The sequence below is a fragment of the Pseudomonas sp. R3.Fl genome, assembly GCF_023516765.1.
GTDB classification, from domain to species: Bacteria; Pseudomonadota; Gammaproteobacteria; order Pseudomonadales; family Pseudomonadaceae; genus Pseudomonas; species Pseudomonas citronellolis.
On sequence record NZ_JAMGSO010000001.1, the window covers coordinates 5,915,890 to 5,933,413 of the forward strand.

A 17,524-nucleotide genomic window follows, 5' to 3' on the forward strand; every position below is an offset into this window, starting at 1 on the left:
CATGCGAGAACTATTTGAATCGACCATTGAGCGCCTGCTCGGCAATCTGGCCACGTCGGAATACGTGCTCGGCTGCGAAGGTGGTGCGTGGCCAGCAGAACTCTGGAGCGTCCTGGAGGACTCTGGTTTCACACTGGCTGCCGTACCTGAAGCCCTGGGTGGGGGCGAGGCGGGGTGGGCTGATCTCTATGTGCTGGCTCGCGCCGCCGGCCGTTTTGCTGCGCCAGTGCCCCTGGGTGAAGCGCTGCTGGCCAACTGGTTGCTTGGCAAGGCCGGGCTCGAAGGACATAGTGGCGTCCTCAGCTTTGGCGCCAGCGTTCAACTCAGCCTGCGGCGCGACAAGGTGGATGGCTCCGTGCATGACGTGCCTTGGGGGCGGTATGTCGATGCGGTGGTGGCCGTTGCCGATACCGCTGATGGTCCACGTGTAGTCCTGTTGGACCGTGCCGCGGCGGCTGAACAGATCCTGGCCCTGAACGTGGCTGGAGAGCCACGCGATGGCCTGCGCTTCAGCTCGGCTCCGGTGCTCGCCAGTGCACCCCTGCCGGCGGGGATGCCGGGTGATGTTCTTTTGTTGGGGGGGGCGTTGCTGCGTTCCGCACAGATCGCCGGGGCCTTGCGAGCGCTGCTGGACATGACCTCTGACTACGCCTGCGAGCGCAACCAGTTTGGCCGCCCGATCGGCGCCTTCCAGGCTATCCAGCAACAGCTCGCGGTATTCGCCGAGCAGGCGGCGGCCGCTGGTGTCGCTGCGGAGGCTGCCTTCGTCGAATCGGACACTGACCTGGCCGCCCTCAGTATTGCTGTTGCAAAGGTCAGTACCGCCGAGGCAGCCAGCGTCGGCGCCAGTATCGCCCATTCTGTGCACGGCGCCATCGGCTTTACCCAGGAGTATTCGCTGCACCTGCTGTCGCGTCGCCTGTGGGCCTGGCGTAGCGAGTTTGGTTCGGCCAGCCTGTGGAGCCAGCGTATCGGCCAACTGGCCTGCGCCGCTGGTGGCCAAGGCTACTGGCCGTTGCTTACAGGGCACGCAACCCAATCTCTACCTGGACTCGGGGGACATACAGCATGAATCCCTTTCTGCAGATCGAGCGGGACGGCGCCATCGTCACCGTGCGCATGAACCACCCGGAAACCCGCAACGCGCTGACCTCGCCGGAGCAAATCCAGGAGTTCGTCGACCTTTGCGCCGAACTGCGTCGGGATCACTCGGCGCGGGTTATGGTACTGACCGGCAACGGCAGCGCCTTCTGCGCCGGCGGCAACGTCAAGGACATGCGCAGTCGCGAGGGGATATTCGCCGGGTCCCCTTACGAACTGCGTAATACCTATCGTGATGGTATCCAGCGCATCCCGCTGGCGTTGTACGAGCTGGATATTCCGGTGATTGCCGCTATCAACGGCCCGGCGATTGGCGCCGGACTGGACCTGGCTTGCATGTGTGATATTCGCCTGGCGTCGACTTCGGCACTGTTCGCGGAAAGTTTTGTCCGACTGGGGATTGTACCGGGCGATGGGGGGGCTTGGTTGCTGCCACGCATCATCGGCATCCCCAAGGCAAGTCTGATGGCTTTCACCGGTGACACCGTCAATGCCGCCAAGGCTCTGGAGTGGGGGTTGGTGGAGCAAGTCTGCACCCACGAGACGCTCCAGGCCGAGGCCCGGTCGCTGGCACAGCGCATCTCTGTGAATCCGGGGCATGCCCTGCGCCTGTGCAAGCGATTGCTGCGAGAGGGCCAGCACATGCGCCTCGATTCGCTGCTGGAGTTGTCCGCCGCTTACCAGTCGCTGGCCCACCACACGGAAGACCATCAGGAAGCGGTCTCCGCCTTCTTGGACAAGCGCAAGCCGGATTATCTGGACCGTTGAGAAGACCGACTGAACTGGAGTGATAGTTATGCGTGGTGTTTTCCGTGAAGACCACAACTTGTTCCGCGAGCAGGCGCGACGTTTCGTCGATCGCGAGATCGTGCCTCACCTGCATGAGTGGGAAAAGAACGGCATCGTGCCCAAGGAGATCTGGCTGAAGGCGGGCGAGACCGGGCTGCTGTGCTCCACCGTGCCGGAAGAATATGGCGGCTCCGGTGGCGATTTCGGCCACTCCGCTGTGATGATCGAAGAGTTGGCCAGGGCCAATGCGACTGCCGTGGGCTTCACCACTCACTCGGAGATAGTCGCACCCTACATCGTCGCCTATGGCAGCGAAGAGCAGAAGCAGAAGTGGCTGCCACGGATGGTCAGTGGCGAGCTGATTGGCGTGATAGCCATGAGCGAACCTGGCATCGGCAGCGACCTGCGCTCGATGCGCACTCTGGCACGCCGCGACGGTGGCGACTACATCGTTTCCGGACAGAAGACCTTCATCACCAATGGCGGTAATGCCGGACTGGTAGTCACCGCCACCAAGCTCGACCCGGCGGCCAAGGAACTGACGCTGATCTGTATCGAGGAAGAGCGCAAGGGCTTCTCCAAGGGGCGCTTGCTGGAGAAGATAGGCCTCAAGGGCCAGGATACCGCCGAGCTGTTCTTCGACGAGGTGCGGGTACCGGCTAGCAACCGCCTGGGTGAGGAGGGGCAGGGCTTCAAGTATCTGACCCACCAGTTGGCCTGGGAGCGTCTGATCATCGCCATCCGTGCGGCGCAGTCAATCCATACCCTACTGGAAGAAACCATCGAATACACCCGCGATCGTAAGGTATTTGGTAAGCCGGTACTGGATTTCCAGAACACCCGTTTCAAGCTAGCCGAGGCCAAGGCGCAGGCGACCATGTTGCGGGTTTTCGTCGACGACTGCCTAGCCAAGGTTATGCGTGGTGAACTACCGGCGGATGTCGCCGCCATGGCCAAGTTGCTCGGTTCGGAGATGCAGGGCAAGTTGCTCGACGAATTCCTTCAACTGCACGGTGGCTACGGCTTCATGAGCGAATACAAGGTCAGTCGCGCCTGGGTGGATGCACGAGTTGCACGCATCTATGGCGGCACCTCTGAAATCATGAAAGAAATCATTGGACGTACCCTGTAATCGGAGGGCTTCGAGCCAATGACTATTGCTGACACCGAGGCCTCCAAGTTGTCTATTTTTCGCCATGTATTGCTACTGCTGCTCGGTGTGCTTTGCCTGTCCAGCGCCCTGGCCCAAGACGAAGGAAATTATGCGGCGGAGGCTATGCAGGCTAATCGTCTGTTGGACCGAGCTGTTGCCTACTACCGGGAAAAGGGGGAGGCTGCTTTTGCTGCCTTCAGTCGTCAGGGAGAGTTCGTCGATGGCGAATTCTATGTTTATGTCGTCGACACTAGCGGCGTGATGTTGGCCAGCGGAGGGCCGTCGGCGAACTTGGTGGGGCGCAATATCGGTGGCGTGCTTGACGCTGAATTGAACAAGTCCTTCAAGGCGGCGTTGGCGTTGCCAGAGGATGGTGAAACCCATAGCGCCGATTACCACTGGGTGAACTGGGTTGATGGCAAGACCGAGCGCAAGCGAGTGTTTTTCAGGCGTGTTGGTGAGCGGATCTTCGCGGTCGGCTATTACATGCCTCGCTCCAGCAAGCAGGAGGCTATCCAACTGTTGGAGCGCGCGAGTGCCGCGATAGCAGTCAACCCCGCGAAGGTGATCGAGCAGGTCAACAGCCTGGACATGGAGTTTATCCGTGATGATCTGTATGTCTTCATCGTCGACCTGGATACTCTGAAGTTCAGCGCCCACGGTTACAACCTGCGCTTGGTTGGTACTGAATTCCGTGCTTTGCAGTCCGCCGACCAAAAGCGGATCGGTATACAGATGCTCGATGCGCTGAAGAAGGGTGGTGGATATGCAGAGGTGAGCTATCTGTGGCGCAACCCTGCGAGCAATCGCCTTGAGCAGAAGAGCACCCTGCTTCGCCAAGTAGGGCGATACGCCGTGGCGGTCGGTTACTACATACGCCCTGGGACCTGAAGGGCGTTGTGGTACGCGAAGCGGGGAGCCTGTGGAGCTTGTCTGGATGTGCGCTGGTTTCCAGTGACTCCTGGGTTCGTTAGGACGGATGACTCATGATCTATCTGTTCCCCATTCTAGCTTCGCTGATCTGGGCCGGTAGCACGGTAGTCAATCGACTGGCCGTCGGTGCTATCGAGCCGGCGGCCATTTCCTTCTATCGCTGGCTCCTGGCGTTCATCTTGCTCAGCCCCTGGTTGCTGCCCAGGGCCTGGAAGCAACGGCGGTTGATCCGCCGGCACTTCTGGCAGCTGTTTGCCCTCGGAGTGTTGGGCATGGCCCTGTATCAGTCGCTAGCCTACTTCGCCGCGCATACGGTTTCTGCCACCTCGATGGGCCTGATTCTCGGTACCATGCCGCTGCTGACCACGCTGCTGGCATTACCGTTGATGGGGGTGCGGCCGACGCCTTCTGTCTGGCTCGGTTGTCTGGTCTCATTCTGCGGGCTCGCCCTGCTTATCAGTGCCGGACAGCCGAGTCGGCTGTGGCGGGAAGGAATGGGCTTGGGCGAGTTCCTCATGCTCATGGCGTCGCTGTCCTATGCGGTCTACTGCCTGCTGCTCAAGCGCTGGCAATTACCGATAGCGACCTGGGAGTCACTCTATGTGCAGGTGTTCTGTGGCTTGATCGTGTTGCTACCAGCGTTCCTGCTGGCCCCTTCGGTGCAACTGACAGCGCACAACTTGCCGCTGGTGGTCTATGCCGGTCTGTTCGCGTCGGCGCTGGCGCCCGGGCTCTGGAACCATGCGCTTGGGGAGATCGGAGCGGAGAGGATTGCGGTGTTTATGAACCTTACGCCATTGTTCACCGGCTTGCTGGCAGTGGTGCTACTGGGTGAGGAACTGCATGGCTATCACGCTATTGGTGGTGGCCTGATTCTGTTTGGCATCGCTGTGGTACAGGGACTCGTACCGATGCCGCGCAGGGGGACCAGGACCGGTACGGGAGGGACGGGACCCAGGTGCTCCGACACCTGAGCCCGCTTGGGGATGATCAGCGGCTGACCTGGGGCTCCAGTTTGAGCAGGCGGATCGCGTTGCCACTGCGAATCTTCTCCCGGTCATCTCCGCTCAGGCCCAGGTTCTCGGTGAGGTCGCCATGGGCATAGGCTCCCCCGAAGTTAGTGCCGTAGACCAGCCGATCCACGCCGACGACCTCCACCACGCCACGGCGCAGGCCTAGCGCATGTACGTCGAGGTCGAAGTAGAAGTTGTCCAGGTAGTCCATCAACGGCCTGCGGTTGCGGGCATCCGGTGCCATGGCCTGGTTCAGTTCGCTGAGGCGGCCGAGCTGAAACACCGCCATACCGCCAGCATGGGTGATGTAGGCCTTGAGTTTAGGATACGCATCCAGCGCACCACCGCAGATCAGGTACCAGAAGAACAGCGTTTCATCGACGCAGTCACCAACGATCGAGGTGGTCTCGAACTTGTCGTCGGTGTGCTTCTCGCCCCAGTAGATGGACTGGTTGAAGCCGTGCACCATGATAGGCACATCCAACTGCTCGATTTTCTCCCAGACCGGAAACAGGCGTTCGTCATGGGTTTCGATACCATTGAAATTGGTACCGCCGACACAGACTCCCTTGGCGCCCAACTGCTGGACAGCGCGCTCGATCTCCCTTGTTGCTGCTTCCGGCTCGGCCAGGTTTGCATGGCACCAGAAGTCGAAATGCTGCGGATCCTGACGGCAATAGGCGGCCATTTCGTCATTGCATATGCGTGCGTATTCGGTCCCGAACTCACCTGCCCAGTACATGAATGCATGAGAGGGTACTGAAACTACCAGTTTGTCTACGCCGCGCTCGGCCATCAGGCGTCGGCGGCTTTCATGGGTCATGCGACCCAGTAGGTTGGCTTCGGCTTCCTCGTCGCTTCGCGCCTTGGACGGCTGCTTGGTGCCCAAGGAAAAGTGACCGACTGTAAAGCCTGTGGTCTTCATGAAGGGGCCCCAGAACTCATGGCGGTTCAGCATTCCCTTTGTCACGAGGTGGGCATGGATATCGATCAGCACGGTGTAGTCCTCAGGGTGGGTTGCAAGGCAGTGGCACGGATTTATAAAATCTTATTTGAACATAAATTAAAAATTTGTTCATATGCTTTCCAGGCAACCATCAAGCCGGCCTTCGACATTGGCTGGCCCAGGAATCCACCGAGCCCGGAGATCAACAATGAATAAGACTTGGTTCGTCACGGGGGCCACCCGTGGTCTCGGCGAGGCCATTGCCAGAGCAGCGCTGGAAGCAGGTGACAATGTTGTTGCGACAGGTCGCCATCTGACTCGTCTCGAACGGGTGTTCGAGCCCTTTGCTGAGCGTGTACTGGCTCTGCAATTGGATGTCACCGAGGCTGGCCAGGCGGCCGCCGTGGTTGAGGCAGCAGTACAACGTTTCGGGCGTATTGACGTTGTCGTGAATAATGCGGGATATGGCCAACTGGGTCCCTTCGAGGAGAACGACGCCGGAGCAGCAGAGCGGCAGTTTGCAACCAATGTCTTCGGCCTGTTCCATGTCTGCCGTGCAGTGCTGCCAACGTTGCGCCGACAGCGCAGTGGACACATCTTCAATGTTTCCTCCATTGCTGGTCTGACCGGTATGGCTGGTGCGGCGCTGTATTGTTCGGCGAAGTTCGCTGTGGAGGGGTTTTCCGAATCCCTTGCCCAAGAGGTCGCGCAATTCGGCATACGCGTAACTCTGATCGAGCCTGGCGCCTTTCGTACCGACTTTCTCGATGGCAGTTCGGCCGCTTTGGGTAGCAACAGCCTGGAGGACTATGCCGAGCTCAGTCGTCGTATCAAGGCGTCGTCGGCGGCTAACAATCACCAACAGAAGGGCGATCCCGCCAAGCTGGGTGTGATGCTTGTGAGGCTGGCCGGTGAAGAGCATCCGCCGCTGCGCTACCTGGCCGGTTCCGATGCCCTGCAAGTAATGACAGGAAAACTGGTGGCGTTGACTCGCGAAGTGGAGCAGTGGCGCGATTGGTCGGCACTCACCGACGGGAATTTCAGCTGAGGCCAGGGAGATCGTTGAGGGTGGGTTCGGCTCTGCCTGGAGCCGGACATTGCCATTGGGTCGAAGGCATCACAGGATTTGTGAAGGAACTTCTACTTGAATCGCGATAACAAGAAAGACAATCGGTTTCGGAGTTACCTGCTGATATTGATGCTGCTGGCTTGTGCCAGGGGAGAGGCTTTGGGGGCACAGGACCGACAGGCGTTGCACGGGATGCGCACTCTGGCGACCCGGGCGGCCGTCAATGCGCTGCTCTACTACAACCTCAACGGCACCCCCTATGAGGCAGAGAACATCGAAGTCTCCACCCGTGAACTGGAGCGCTTGCACGAAATGGCCACGCAAGTGGGGGATGCGTCTCTGATTGAGCAGGTCCGCCGGTTCGACAATGCGGTTGTCGAACTCAAGCACCTGCCACAAAGCATCGCTGACGCTCGCCAGGTTCAGGCAGCTTATACACGTTGGTTGCCCGCTGTCGTTGAGGGGTATTCCAACCTAGAAAGGTTACTGACCGAGCACTACGACGCTGCTCCTGATCCGGGGAAGATGCAAGACGAACTGCACGAGCTAAGTCAGAATATCGGGCAGATGTTGATCTCGTACCAACTGGCGTCCTTTCCGAACTTCGGCGGCGACCTCTGGATTCTCGACGATCAAGCACTCGCCTCGCTGGATAGCAGTATCGAACGGCACTTTGCTGAGCTATCCGCGCGCGGCCACGATCTGTCCACGACTCTGAACGCTCCACAGCGTGACTACCATTTCGTGCGTCCGCGCCTTCTGGAGCCGTCAAGGCACTGGGCGCCGAATGCGGTAGCGCTGTACCTGATGAAAGCGATGACCGCCCTTGATGATGAAGTACGGCGCTTGGGGACTAGGTCCAGATAATTCGCGCGTGTAGTTGCTTGGTCTCTTAGAAACCAGAAATTACCCTACCGGAGGACTGTAATGATGTTTACGCATTTGACTGTGGGCACCAATGACCTGGTAAAGGCGCACGCCTTCTACAATCTTGTTCTTCCCACACTGGGCTACGTCTGTTTGGCATCCATGGAAAATTCCGCAGTCTGGGGAGGAGCAGATTCTCGCTTCGTGGTCCTGAAGCCAACTGATGGCAATGTCGCAACAGTAGGTAACGGCGTAACGATAGGTTTCACCGCCCCCACCCGGGCTGCGGTGGATGAATTTCACAAGGTGGCTCTGCAGGCTGGAGGCGTCGATGCGGGGGCCCCCGGTCCGCGGAACTACGGCCCTCACGTATATTCCGCGTATGTACGTGATCTGGATGGCCACAAGATCGTTGCCACTTGTCTGAACCTCGAATGAGTCGGGCAGACGTAGAGTGCATCCATGTGCCGACGTCAGTCGAGGTGTCGCAAATTCTGGCGGATGCCCGGTTGAGCGCTTCTGCCTGGCTAGTCCGGCAAATAGCCTGGTGTTGGGGCGGCTGCTCTGTGTCGATGGCGTCACCGAAGTTCTGGAGCGGGGGGGGGGGCACTGGTAAGCCCGAAGTGCTAGGTTGTCAGGTTCAATGGAGTCGCTGTTGAAGATGCTGCGACTTTATTTAATGCAGCGGTTCGACAAACTGGTAATGGTTCAGGCATAGGCTGACGAGCCGGTTTTTTCCACGAGCTTTTGCTGTGACTTTGGAATGGCCTGTTTTCAGCGGTTGAAAAGAATGGTCATGACACTTGGTTTTGCCTCTAGGTGCGAGTACTTGGGGTGATTGTGGCTATGTCAAGTTGTTGAGTGTCGCTAGAGTAATTCTGGCCTGCCGCCAATAGACCTGCCAGGAAGAAACTATGGAAGAAGTCTAAGAGCGCGGCGGCTGTAGTTTTCTTCATGTCGATGGTGGGATTTTTGTAAGTGTTTTCCATGAGTAGAGCAATACAAGGTCCGACAATGCAGAGTACGAAGTACGGCAGGTCGGGAGCGGTTCTAGGAATGCCGCTAATCTGGCTAGAAATCTCCAGTAGTCTCGATATTTGAGCATCACCCTCTTTTTCAAAGAGCTTCTGAAGTCTCGAAGATGGCTGGAATAGTTCTCTTATAAGTATCTGGACATACCATATGTCTTTTGTTGTAATTATGTCGATCAGACGCTCTAAGGTGCGACGCAATTGTATCGATGCCGGGAGCCCTAGGTCAGAGGTAGGGCTCAGTTCTGGAAGGCGATCTATTCGCCTTTTAGCTTCGGAAATAACCTCCTCGTAAAGCTTTGCGCGACTGCCAAAATGGTAATTTATTGAGGCAGAGCTGGTGCCAGATTTCTCTGCAATTAATGCGCTTTTCACTCCTGCCAGACCGTACTTAGCAATAAGCCGACCGGCCTCCTCAATAATGTGCTCGCGAGTGGCAGCGCCGTCTGATCTTGATGAGGAATGACTGTTGGTCACGTGAGTCTCCGCTTTGATCTGCTTTGTGGCCTGATCCGCAACTGATGTGCAGTTAGTTAAGGCTATTACTTGCATTTCGCCGCTCAAACTCCATCGGACGGAGATTGCCCAATATCGAGTGGCGACGGAGGTGATTGTAAAGGTAGATGCAGTCGAGCAAGTCACTTTTCGCATTCTGGTTGCTGGTGTAGTGCGTCAGGTACAGCCGTTCTGCTTTCGGCGAGCGGAAGAAACGCTCCACCTCCGTATTGTCCCGGCAAGCCTCTGGTTGCGAGGGGCTGTGCAGGATGCGAATTTGCCGGGACCAAGGCTAAGTAGTCGTAGGTACAGCCGTACCAACCGTTCCTTCGCCGACTTCAACAACACCATGTGCCTGAGCCCGGCGCTGACCATCGACCGCGAACAGGCCGACCAGATCCTTTCGATCCTCGATGAGGCTCTGGCAGAGGAGGGGAAAGTTTTCTAATGAAGTCCCATGGGCAACGACGGGAAGCGGTGTCGATGGGCTTTGTCAGAGCGATTCCGGTGCTGTCCCTAACATGCCCCCTTGAAGTGAAAAATTCCAGCTCATAGTGACAAATGACGCAAATAGAGCAACGTGGTTACATCTTCACTTTCGCGGTTTCGACATAAAGAAAGTCGATCTCGAAGTAGTCAGATATACATATTTTTCACTCTAGATCACCAAAGTATCTGTGATTTTGCACATACTAACGATCAGGGTGTCTTGGAAGGCGTGGATGTTCCGCTGGGCGGCGGCGTTGGTTCTCCGGCAAGGGTTTTGGCGCTTCTTGATTTGTCAATCCCCCAAACGGCCTTCGCTACCTCTTCAATTTTTGCAACGAACTTGTCGACGTTGAAACCGGCGATGAATGCAAGGGCGAAGAAACCAATCTCGCTTGCGTCGGCCTTTGAGCTCGACTCCAGCACAAGGAGGCCAGCTTTGAGGAATAGAAAACTGACTGCCCCGGCAATAGTGCTGGTGATGGGGCGAATGAAATACCAGATGTGCCAGTCTGGGTCCCAACGCTTATGAACGCATTTGTTTAGGTATATCGCCCGGAAGCAATACAGCGCCCCGCCCACATAAGCGATAGCGCCACACATGAGCGGCACGCGCAATGGCGCGTAGGGGACTGGTAACCAACCTAATGCCATGGCACCTATCGAGTAGGTTGCGAAGATGAGCCAGCCCAATAGATAGAACAGGATCCCTAGGATCATCCATATGTGCTTGGCTGGAGCGTCCCCTGTTACGCCGTTATCACTCATTTTGCTGTGCCTCCCCTATAGGAATATGTTCCTCGATGCGAAGCATGACGATTTGCTGGGAGTCATTCACGGGGTCGCCCGCCTTGAGATTCAAGTTCAGGCGGCGATTGAGGTAGTAGAGCTGGGCTTTGCGGGCACGAAGCTTGGTTTCTCCATTTACCATTTGGTAGTCGTGCTCAATCGCTCGGCGCTTATTAGGGGGGTAAGTCGGATTGGGTCCGATGACTACGTCGATCAATGTTTCCCACTCTGCATCTCGTGGGATAGGTGAGGGGGGGGGGGAGGAGTTGATGACCTCTGTAATTCGCCCCAGTACAAAGTCCTTGAAAATGAGCGACCTGAAACAGAATGCTCGGACGTGCCACCGGAAGCCGTCGCTTGCAAACGACGTCGGGTAAATGGTTCGTAGTGTCGGCTCATCGAAGTGAGTCATTGAGCGATAGTCAACGGTGAGCGCCTCACTTCTTTGGATCGCTCTGATCAGATGTATGAGTATTTGCGCGTCGACCTGTCGGGTAGGTGAGGGCAGGCTTGCCACTGGTGGTGCCCACCCAACGAAGCTGTCACTGGCAGCGACCGTACCAGTCTCTCGCAACAGCAGTTCATTGAGGTAATGGCTGCTGCTTGGATTAGTCAGGACGGGCCGAAATGCTGAAGTGGCCACGTAGGTCTTCAGCGTGCGGTCATAGACCATATTGCCTGGCGCCAGCTCTTGATAAGCCGCAAGGTCAAGTGATGCCTGGGGTACCGATATCCGGAAGAAGGTCGTCAGATCAGAGCGGTTAAGCCGCCCCTCCCAAAGCAATCGAAAATCGATGAACTCCAGGCGACGATCTTGTCCCCAGCGTCCGGTGCGAGCTGTTGGACTGGTCATAGGCGTTCCGCTAAAGTAATTGTGGGCATAAAAAATAGTCGCATAAAGTCTAGACGGGTAGTTTTTCTATGCGTATCTTAGCGTGCCTGTTGGCTTTCTCAAGCTCGCGTAGCGACCCGGGGAGGGTTTTATGGCGGCGAAGATCACATTTTTCCAAGTCGGCAATGGTGACATGACGCTTGTTCGTCTCGCGGACACGCGTGTTACAACTATTCTCATTGACAGCAATATTCGTGCAGCAGCTGATGATCCTGATGATGAGACGCCAGACGTCGCAAAGGCGCTTCGCAAGCGGCTGATGATCGACAAGGACGGACGTCCGTTTGTTGATGTGTTTCTGCTGAGTCACCCCGACCAGGACCACTGTCGAGGTCTGATTAAGCATTTCTGGCTGGGTGATCCCGCCGATTATCCCGACGACGATCTGGATCAGGCTGACAGGCGCATCCTGATCGGTGAGATCTGGTCTTCGCCCCTGATTTTCCGTCGTCGCTCAGCAAACCATACGCTGTGTAACGATGCCGGGGCATTCGACAAGGAAGCCCGGCGCAGGGTCAAATACTGGCGTACCTATAGGAGTGCCAGCACCGGCAACCGTATCCTCATCATGGGAGAGGACATCAAGGGTAAGACTGACGACCTTGGATCGATTGTCATCAAGTCGGGCGACAAGTTCAGCCGAATTGACGGAGAGGATTGCTCTGCATTTTTTAGAGCTCACCTGCTGGCCCCGACGCCGCATGACGATGATGAGGCGCTCGAGGAGCAGCTCAGCAAGAATGAGTCCAGCGTTGTCATGAATATGGAGATCTCTCAATCGGCGTATTCGCCTTCTAAGGCTCGTTTCCTGATTGGCGGTGACGCAGCGGTGCTTATCTGGGAGCGCCTGTGGGATCGTTTTGAGCGGTCCCCTGAGACCCTTGAGTACGATCTACTTCTTGCTCCCCACCATTGCTCTTGGCGCACCCTGTCTTACGACAGTTGGTCGGAGAATGGGGAGGACGCCAGGCTCAACGAAGGTGCGCGTAATGCCCTTGGCCAAGCCCGTAGTGGCGCAACCATTGTCTCCAGTAGCAAAGAGATTCTCGACGACGACATCGACCCGCCGAACATTCGTGCAAAGCGTGAGTACAAGGATATCCTGGACGGGGTGGATGGCTGGTTTGGCTGCACGGGAGATCTGAAGGATGAAGCAGTTCTGGAGTTCACGGTGGAGTCGGGCGGTACAGTCAGGCGGGCCACTGTGGCGGCGGTCCTGGCTGGGGCTGCAACGACTTCGGTAGCGGCTGCAGTCGCGCCGCGGGCTGGAAGCGGAAAATGATCGAGTACTTCGAGCTCGGCGACGCTGTGGCGTGCTTCCAGGAGGATGCACTCTATCCCGAGACGATCACGCTTCTGAACGCTTGTCGTGCGAGCCCGCACATCGATGTACGCGAATTGCGGTGTGAGACGATTGATGGGGCTCGCACGGATTACATTATCATTGATGCTGGCGACGGCACCGTAGACTCTGGAAACCCCGCTGGCATTCGTCGACGAGAGCGCTTGGCAATAGGGATCAATCCGCAGTATCGGGTACCTATTTTGGTACACACGCTGCGTAAGGATTTTCCTGCGCTCTCACATCAGCACCCGACCGTGCTTGGGCGTCCTAGGATGCTCTGCTTGTATGATTCTGCATGGGCAGCAGTGCAGCGCGGTTGGACGCCACAGCGCTTCATTGCACGGATGTTCTGGTGGCTAAGAGAGTCGGCACAACTCAAACTACATCGGGAGGATCAGCCTCTCGAGCCGCTTTTCTATATGAGCCCCTGCCAGCTGATTCTTCCTGCCAATTATGCGGATTACATCGCCTCAGATGATCAGGCACTTAACTTTTTGAGGGTGCCGTCAGAAGAATCGATCATCCTTCGGGCTGTACCAGCTGATCCGTCAAATCAATCCAAAGCCGTTAGGGTAATCTCCATCAACGTGCCACCCGTGGATTCAACCGCAGTGGTTGCTCTGCCTGGCACGCTTGGTTCATTGCAGGAGCAGTTGGAGGCCTGGGGGAGCGATCTAGCAGAACAGTTGTACACCAGTGTCTTTGACGCCATCCCAGATGGTGTTGTGCTCGCTGACGGGGCTGGTGAGGGGATGTTGATCCTCCTGTGGGTTCCTCGCACTCGCGCTGGGGCTCTCGAGCGGGCAGATGTGATCGGTTACTTGATGACTTCGTCCCTGCTTGAGCTTGCTGATGCGTTTGAGATGCTTGGTATGCCCGATCAGAATGGTCGTCGCTTGCGGATCGCTCTGCTTGATGGGTACCGGGGCTCTGGATGGCGCTCCCTGCCGCTATTGCCGGTAGAGGTGCGTTCGGCTCTCACTGCACAATTCGCTCGAGAGCTGTCTGCGGTGGAGCCAGAGAGCGCACAGTTCGACGGAGTCTTAGCCGGTGTAGGTGCGCTAGGTAGTGCTTTGGCTGACCTCTGGGTTCGTCAGGGCTGGGGGCGGTGGACGTATGTCGATCCGGATCGGCTCATGCCACACAACCTCAGTCGTCACCTAGCATCCGATGACTGCATCGGCTTTCTTAAAGCTGACGTCATGCGCGCATTTGCACGGGACATTTACCCCAATGAACTGGCGCCAGTTGCCATTGCAAAAAGCATTGTCGCCGATGACGAACAGGTCCATGCCGCATTGGATAAAGCTCAACTCGTCGTCGACGTTACGACTACCTTCGAAGTTCCTCGCGAGCTGGCTCATATGCAGGATGCACCTCGTACGGTGAGCCTTTTCCTGGCGCCGTCGGGGCTTTCGAGCGTGATGATTCTTGAAGACCAGGATCGAAAGCAACGCATCGATGGACTCGAGGGACAGTACTACCGGGCGATTTTGACCAGCGAATGGGGTAGCACACATTTAGCCAATCACTTGGGCGATCGCTGGGTCGGTGGTGGATGCCGAGATATTTCGGTACGGATGTCCAATGAGAGTGTTCATACCCACGCAGGTATTCTGTCGCGTCAGCTGCGGCAGTCGGTGCTTAGGCCGGACGCGCGCCTCTGCATCTGGACCTATGAGGAGCATTCCGGAGCAGTGTCTGCTCATGAAGTGCCGGTATGGGACGTAGTTTCCCGGGAGTCGAACGGCTGGACAATTAAATACGATACTTTCTTGGTCGAGAAGCTCAGGCACGCTCGGGTTGCGGCTCTTCCTAATGAAACTGGTGGAAGCGTCCTAGGTGTCACGGATTTTAAGTCCAAGACTATTGTTGTTGTCGACGTGCTTCCCACTCCGAGTGATAGTCGGGCTAGCTCCAGTCATTTCATTAGAGGGGAAGAGGGCCAGCAAGAGATGCTTGAGGAGGTGCACCGCCGAACTGCGCGAGTGGTGGACTATATTGGCGAATGGCATTCCCACCCAGATGGTTGTTCTTCTCGCCCAAGCCAAGATGATGAGAAATTGCTCGATACGTTGCACCGCAAGATGAGTGCGGAGGGCCTCCCTGCCTTGATGGTCATTGTCGCCAGGGATGAGGAGTCATTCCTTGTGCGTTAGCGCACTCCGCAGGCAAGCAGCGCGCATAGATTATGCTGTAGGGGGGGGGATTTAGTCCTGCGCTAGGTGATTGATTGCTTGGAGTTTGGAGGTGTTCTTGAAAGTCTTTTGGTATTTGTTGAACTCAATATCTGGTATGTTTTTCATGGGGGACATGCTACTTCAAACCGAAAAGGCTAGGCAGTTTATGCAAGAGGTTGATCGTGGTTATTTTTCGATGATCTCTATAGCTAGGCGTTCGCAAGTCTCGGTGGTATTGGTTTGGGTCGCCAAGGTCTTTGGTGGATTGGCTTTCTTTTCTTTTTTAATGATTCTAATCGCAGGCTGGTTTCGTTGGAGGCTGGATGGTATCGGCTTCGCTTTAGTTACCACGTTTCTTGGGGCTGTGCTACTTACAGGGTCTTTATTTTGGGTTCTCCGACATAGAATAATTATTCGGGAGTTTCTGGGGATTGCCGGATTTTTTGGGGGTTCCTGCCTGATGCTGCCAATGGGAGATATGCTATTGAATATAAATGTCACCCAAGGTATCGCATCTCTGATTGCTCGTGATTATGGCTACTTGTGGGGTGGTGCTATTCCTGTTGGTTTACTTCAAAGTGCTCTTGTTCTGGGGAGTATCTTTATTATATCGCTTGCGTGCCTATACCTGTTTGCCTGGGTGTACGCAGCACCAGTAGCTCTGTTTGCGATTTCTATTGTCGCCATGCCGATACTTTGGGCTCGGCTTAATTTGAGGTTGTTCCCGAAGCGACCAATAGTCCTTTTGTTTTTGGTTGTCTTTTTAATTAGTACTGCTGCTCTTGTTTTCTTCAATTGGGATTGACGTCTAGGTGATGGTTTGCCAGGTTTCTCGTTGAGCCTCGTCCGTGCTGTGCAGATACTTGCTTCTCATTTGTGTTTTCGAACTATCAATCTGTTCACCATCGGCAAAGAGTCACCTAGCTATGATAATGATGAGCTGTTCGTCAATCACGTGCTCAGGGACGATCGTGATGTCTTTCATACGCAGGCTACGGACACCGTAGTCGAGTTCGGCGTGACAATTTTGGCACAGGCAGATACTGATGGATGAATGCCAGCAAAGCTATGCGGAGACGTCGCATCCTGGGCCGAGTTTTAGCAAGAGGCATTGGAAGCGACGACATCTGTACCACAAATACAACAGAACCCACCGAACGGTCGTATGATGGCTTCTGGTTTTAGTTTTAATCTCGTGCTGACTCTTACGCTCACGCGTTAAAGCGAAATACAATCATCTCTCCCGTGGCACACACTTGGCCATTGGCACTCAGAGAAAGTTCTATAATCGCCTTTCTACCCTCCAGAGACTTAAGCTTCCCCTCGAGACTCAACTCGACACAGAGCGGGGTTGGCTTGCGATAAACAACCGTGAGTGTTCCGGTGACAAATCGAATCGCCTCAACCTCGTCGCCCATCTGGCGATTCTCAGCTAGATAGCAGAAGGCGGCTGCGCTTGCGGCACCGTGGCAATCGAGGAGCGATGCAATCAGTCCGCCGTAGGCATTGCCTGGATAACCACCGCTGTACATCGGGTCGGGAAGAAATCGTGCTTGCACCACGTCCCCGATTAGGTAGCTCTTCAGCTTGTGGCCATTTTCATTCTCCGTGCCGCAGTCATAGCAGTGTGCGAACTCCTCCGGATAGTGATCCTGAGTTGCCAACATACCGTTCCTTCTTTTGATTGGTCGTAAACGCACATTGATATTGCCTTCCTGTCGCAACGTATCAGAGCAATCTGCTGGTGGTCATCTATTAAATTGTGAGAATGCGCATGTGGGGACACTTGGATTGCAGCGAGGCTCAGGGCTGTGTGAAAGGTTGTTCGAAGAGCTCATCGGAGGCGAGACAGGCTTTGTGCCTGTTCACTTTCACTCATTCGATGACGGAAGGCAGTATGCCGTCTGTGTTTGAAATGGCTCAATACCGGCCTCGGACCGGTGAATGCCTGAATGCGGCCCAAGCTGTGTGAAAATCTCTGCTGAGTTCTGCCGCTGGTCCGGAGCACCGAAGGGCCGTTTTCGGGGAGCACATAACCCCACCGTGCAAGGCACCTGAAGGAGTATCGTGTGTCGGATAAACGATGTCGTACATGTACCCGAGCAGGAGGTTCTCAATGAAGATCACAGCTATGGAACAGACCGAATCGGTCAGAGATGTCCTATGCGACGTTTGTGGCGATAGCACGCGTGTTGAAGGGTATGGATTGCAATTTGGTACTCTTCGCGCCAGTTGGGGTTATGGCTCGTCCCATGATGGTGAGCGCTATGAGGTCCATCTGTGCGAGCCCTGCTTTTTTAGGGTGCTTTCCGGGCTCAGGCGAGAGCGCATGGTGAGCTTCATGTTCGGCGATGAGGACCAAGAGCTCAGCCATTTTGGACGCCTTGCTCGCGATGATTTCTTCAATGACTGCGGTAGCACGACCTCCTGATTTC

19 protein-coding genes are annotated in these 17,524 nt (G+C 56.1%); 13 read left to right on the plus strand and 6 right to left on the minus strand.

The features are described from left to right. Position 1 precedes the first annotated feature (1 nt). The 5 genes from M8R19_RS26150 to M8R19_RS26170 all read left to right on the plus strand — a co-directional run bounded on the left by M8R19_RS26150 (position 2) and on the right by M8R19_RS26170 (position 4,950). Positions 2-1,072: an acyl-CoA dehydrogenase family protein gene (locus M8R19_RS26150; RefSeq protein WP_058490378.1), complete on the plus strand. Its 1,071-nt coding sequence runs from the start codon at positions 2-4 to the stop codon at positions 1,070-1,072. After that, complete coding sequence (locus M8R19_RS26155; RefSeq protein ID WP_058490377.1) at positions 1,069-1,869, plus strand: crotonase/enoyl-CoA hydratase family protein; 801 nt, start codon at positions 1,069-1,071, stop codon at positions 1,867-1,869. The genes M8R19_RS26150 and M8R19_RS26155 overlap by 4 nt, the downstream gene beginning before the upstream one ends. Before the next feature lie 28 nt (positions 1,870-1,897). After that, on the plus strand, positions 1,898-3,022 hold the full coding sequence (locus M8R19_RS26160; protein WP_058490376.1) for an acyl-CoA dehydrogenase family protein: 1,125 nt from the start codon (positions 1,898-1,900) through the stop codon (positions 3,020-3,022). A gap of 18 nt (positions 3,023-3,040) precedes the next feature. Next, positions 3,041-3,934 carry a cache domain-containing protein gene (locus M8R19_RS26165; protein WP_082816376.1) on the plus strand — a complete coding sequence of 298 codons (894 nt, stop codon included), beginning with the start codon at positions 3,041-3,043 and terminating at the stop codon, positions 3,932-3,934. 95 nt (positions 3,935-4,029) lie between these two features. Further along, complete coding sequence (locus M8R19_RS26170; RefSeq protein ID WP_116424774.1) at positions 4,030-4,950, plus strand: DMT family transporter; 921 nt, start codon at positions 4,030-4,032, stop codon at positions 4,948-4,950. Between the two features lie 16 nt (positions 4,951-4,966). Here M8R19_RS26170 and M8R19_RS26175 read toward each other — a convergent pair whose 3' ends face one another. Further along, complete coding sequence (locus M8R19_RS26175) at positions 4,967-5,986, minus strand: amidohydrolase family protein (RefSeq protein WP_058490373.1); 1,020 nt, start codon at positions 5,984-5,986, stop codon at positions 4,967-4,969. A 157-nt stretch (positions 5,987-6,143) separates the two neighbouring features. On the opposite strand from M8R19_RS26175, the gene M8R19_RS26180 reads away from it, so the two are divergent. The 3 genes from M8R19_RS26180 to M8R19_RS26190 all read left to right on the plus strand — a co-directional run bounded on the left by M8R19_RS26180 (position 6,144) and on the right by M8R19_RS26190 (position 8,309). Continuing rightward, positions 6,144-6,983, plus strand: coding sequence for an oxidoreductase (locus tag M8R19_RS26180; protein WP_058490372.1), 840 nt, complete (start codon positions 6,144-6,146; stop codon positions 6,981-6,983). A gap of 96 nt (positions 6,984-7,079) precedes the next feature. Next, positions 7,080-7,871 carry a hypothetical protein gene (locus M8R19_RS26185; protein WP_061562285.1) on the plus strand — a complete coding sequence of 264 codons (792 nt, stop codon included), beginning with the start codon at positions 7,080-7,082 and terminating at the stop codon, positions 7,869-7,871. A gap of 60 nt (positions 7,872-7,931) precedes the next feature. After that, complete coding sequence (locus M8R19_RS26190) at positions 7,932-8,309, plus strand: VOC family protein (RefSeq protein ID WP_082816375.1); 378 nt, start codon at positions 7,932-7,934, stop codon at positions 8,307-8,309. Positions 8,310-8,686: 377 nt separating this feature from the next. Here M8R19_RS26190 and M8R19_RS26195 read toward each other — a convergent pair whose 3' ends face one another. The 4 genes from M8R19_RS26195 to M8R19_RS26210 all read right to left on the minus strand — a co-directional run bounded on the left by M8R19_RS26195 (position 8,687) and on the right by M8R19_RS26210 (position 11,525). Further along, positions 8,687-9,379: a TetR/AcrR family transcriptional regulator gene (locus tag M8R19_RS26195; RefSeq protein WP_181926015.1), complete on the minus strand. Its 693-nt coding sequence runs from the start codon at positions 9,377-9,379 to the stop codon at positions 8,687-8,689. Between the two features lie 52 nt (positions 9,380-9,431). Continuing rightward, a complete protein-coding gene (locus M8R19_RS33535; RefSeq protein WP_366917378.1) occupies positions 9,432-9,620 on the minus strand; it encodes an IS3 family transposase in 189 nt (62 codons plus the stop codon). Between the two features lie 476 nt (positions 9,621-10,096). Then, on the minus strand, positions 10,097-10,651 hold the full coding sequence (locus tag M8R19_RS26205) for a hypothetical protein (RefSeq protein ID WP_225617171.1): 555 nt from the start codon (positions 10,649-10,651) through the stop codon (positions 10,097-10,099). Continuing rightward, complete coding sequence (locus M8R19_RS26210; protein ID WP_079281391.1) at positions 10,644-11,525, minus strand: BrxR family helix-turn-helix transcriptional regulator; 882 nt, start codon at positions 11,523-11,525, stop codon at positions 10,644-10,646. Before M8R19_RS26210 ends, M8R19_RS26205 begins: the two co-directional genes overlap by 8 nt. A 130-nt stretch (positions 11,526-11,655) precedes the next feature. On the opposite strand from M8R19_RS26210, the gene mblB reads away from it, so the two are divergent. From mblB to M8R19_RS26230, 4 genes are all read left to right on the plus strand, one after another. Then, the gene (gene mblB / locus M8R19_RS26215) at positions 11,656-12,846 is read left to right on the plus strand and encodes an anti-phage 6A-MBL system MBL-fold protein (RefSeq protein ID WP_061562284.1); all 1,191 of its coding nucleotides are present in this window, start codon (positions 11,656-11,658) and stop codon (positions 12,844-12,846) included. After that, positions 12,843-15,068: an anti-phage 6A-MBL system cap2_3 protein gene (gene cap2-3, locus M8R19_RS26220; protein ID WP_061562283.1), complete on the plus strand. Its 2,226-nt coding sequence runs from the start codon at positions 12,843-12,845 to the stop codon at positions 15,066-15,068. Before mblB ends, cap2-3 begins: the two co-directional genes overlap by 4 nt. A gap of 91 nt (positions 15,069-15,159) precedes the next feature. Then, complete coding sequence (locus tag M8R19_RS26225; protein ID WP_147310753.1) at positions 15,160-15,894, plus strand: hypothetical protein; 735 nt, start codon at positions 15,160-15,162, stop codon at positions 15,892-15,894. A gap of 30 nt (positions 15,895-15,924) precedes the next feature. Continuing rightward, entirely contained in the window at positions 15,925-16,143 is a 219-nt protein-coding gene (locus M8R19_RS26230; RefSeq protein ID WP_145923929.1) for a hypothetical protein, read from the plus strand. A 157-nt stretch (positions 16,144-16,300) separates the two neighbouring features. On the opposite strand, the gene M8R19_RS26235 is transcribed toward M8R19_RS26230, so the two are convergent. Beyond that, the gene (locus M8R19_RS26235) at positions 16,301-16,756 is read right to left on the minus strand and encodes a PaaI family thioesterase (protein ID WP_116424773.1); all 456 of its coding nucleotides are present in this window, start codon (positions 16,754-16,756) and stop codon (positions 16,301-16,303) included. Between the two features lie 449 nt (positions 16,757-17,205). Here M8R19_RS26235 and M8R19_RS26240 point away from each other — a divergent pair, with 449 nt between their 5' ends. Further along, positions 17,206-17,520 (plus strand): hypothetical protein, encoded by a 315-nt coding sequence (locus tag M8R19_RS26240; protein WP_116424902.1) that lies wholly within the window; start codon positions 17,206-17,208, stop codon positions 17,518-17,520. Positions 17,521-17,524: the final 4 nt, after the last annotated feature.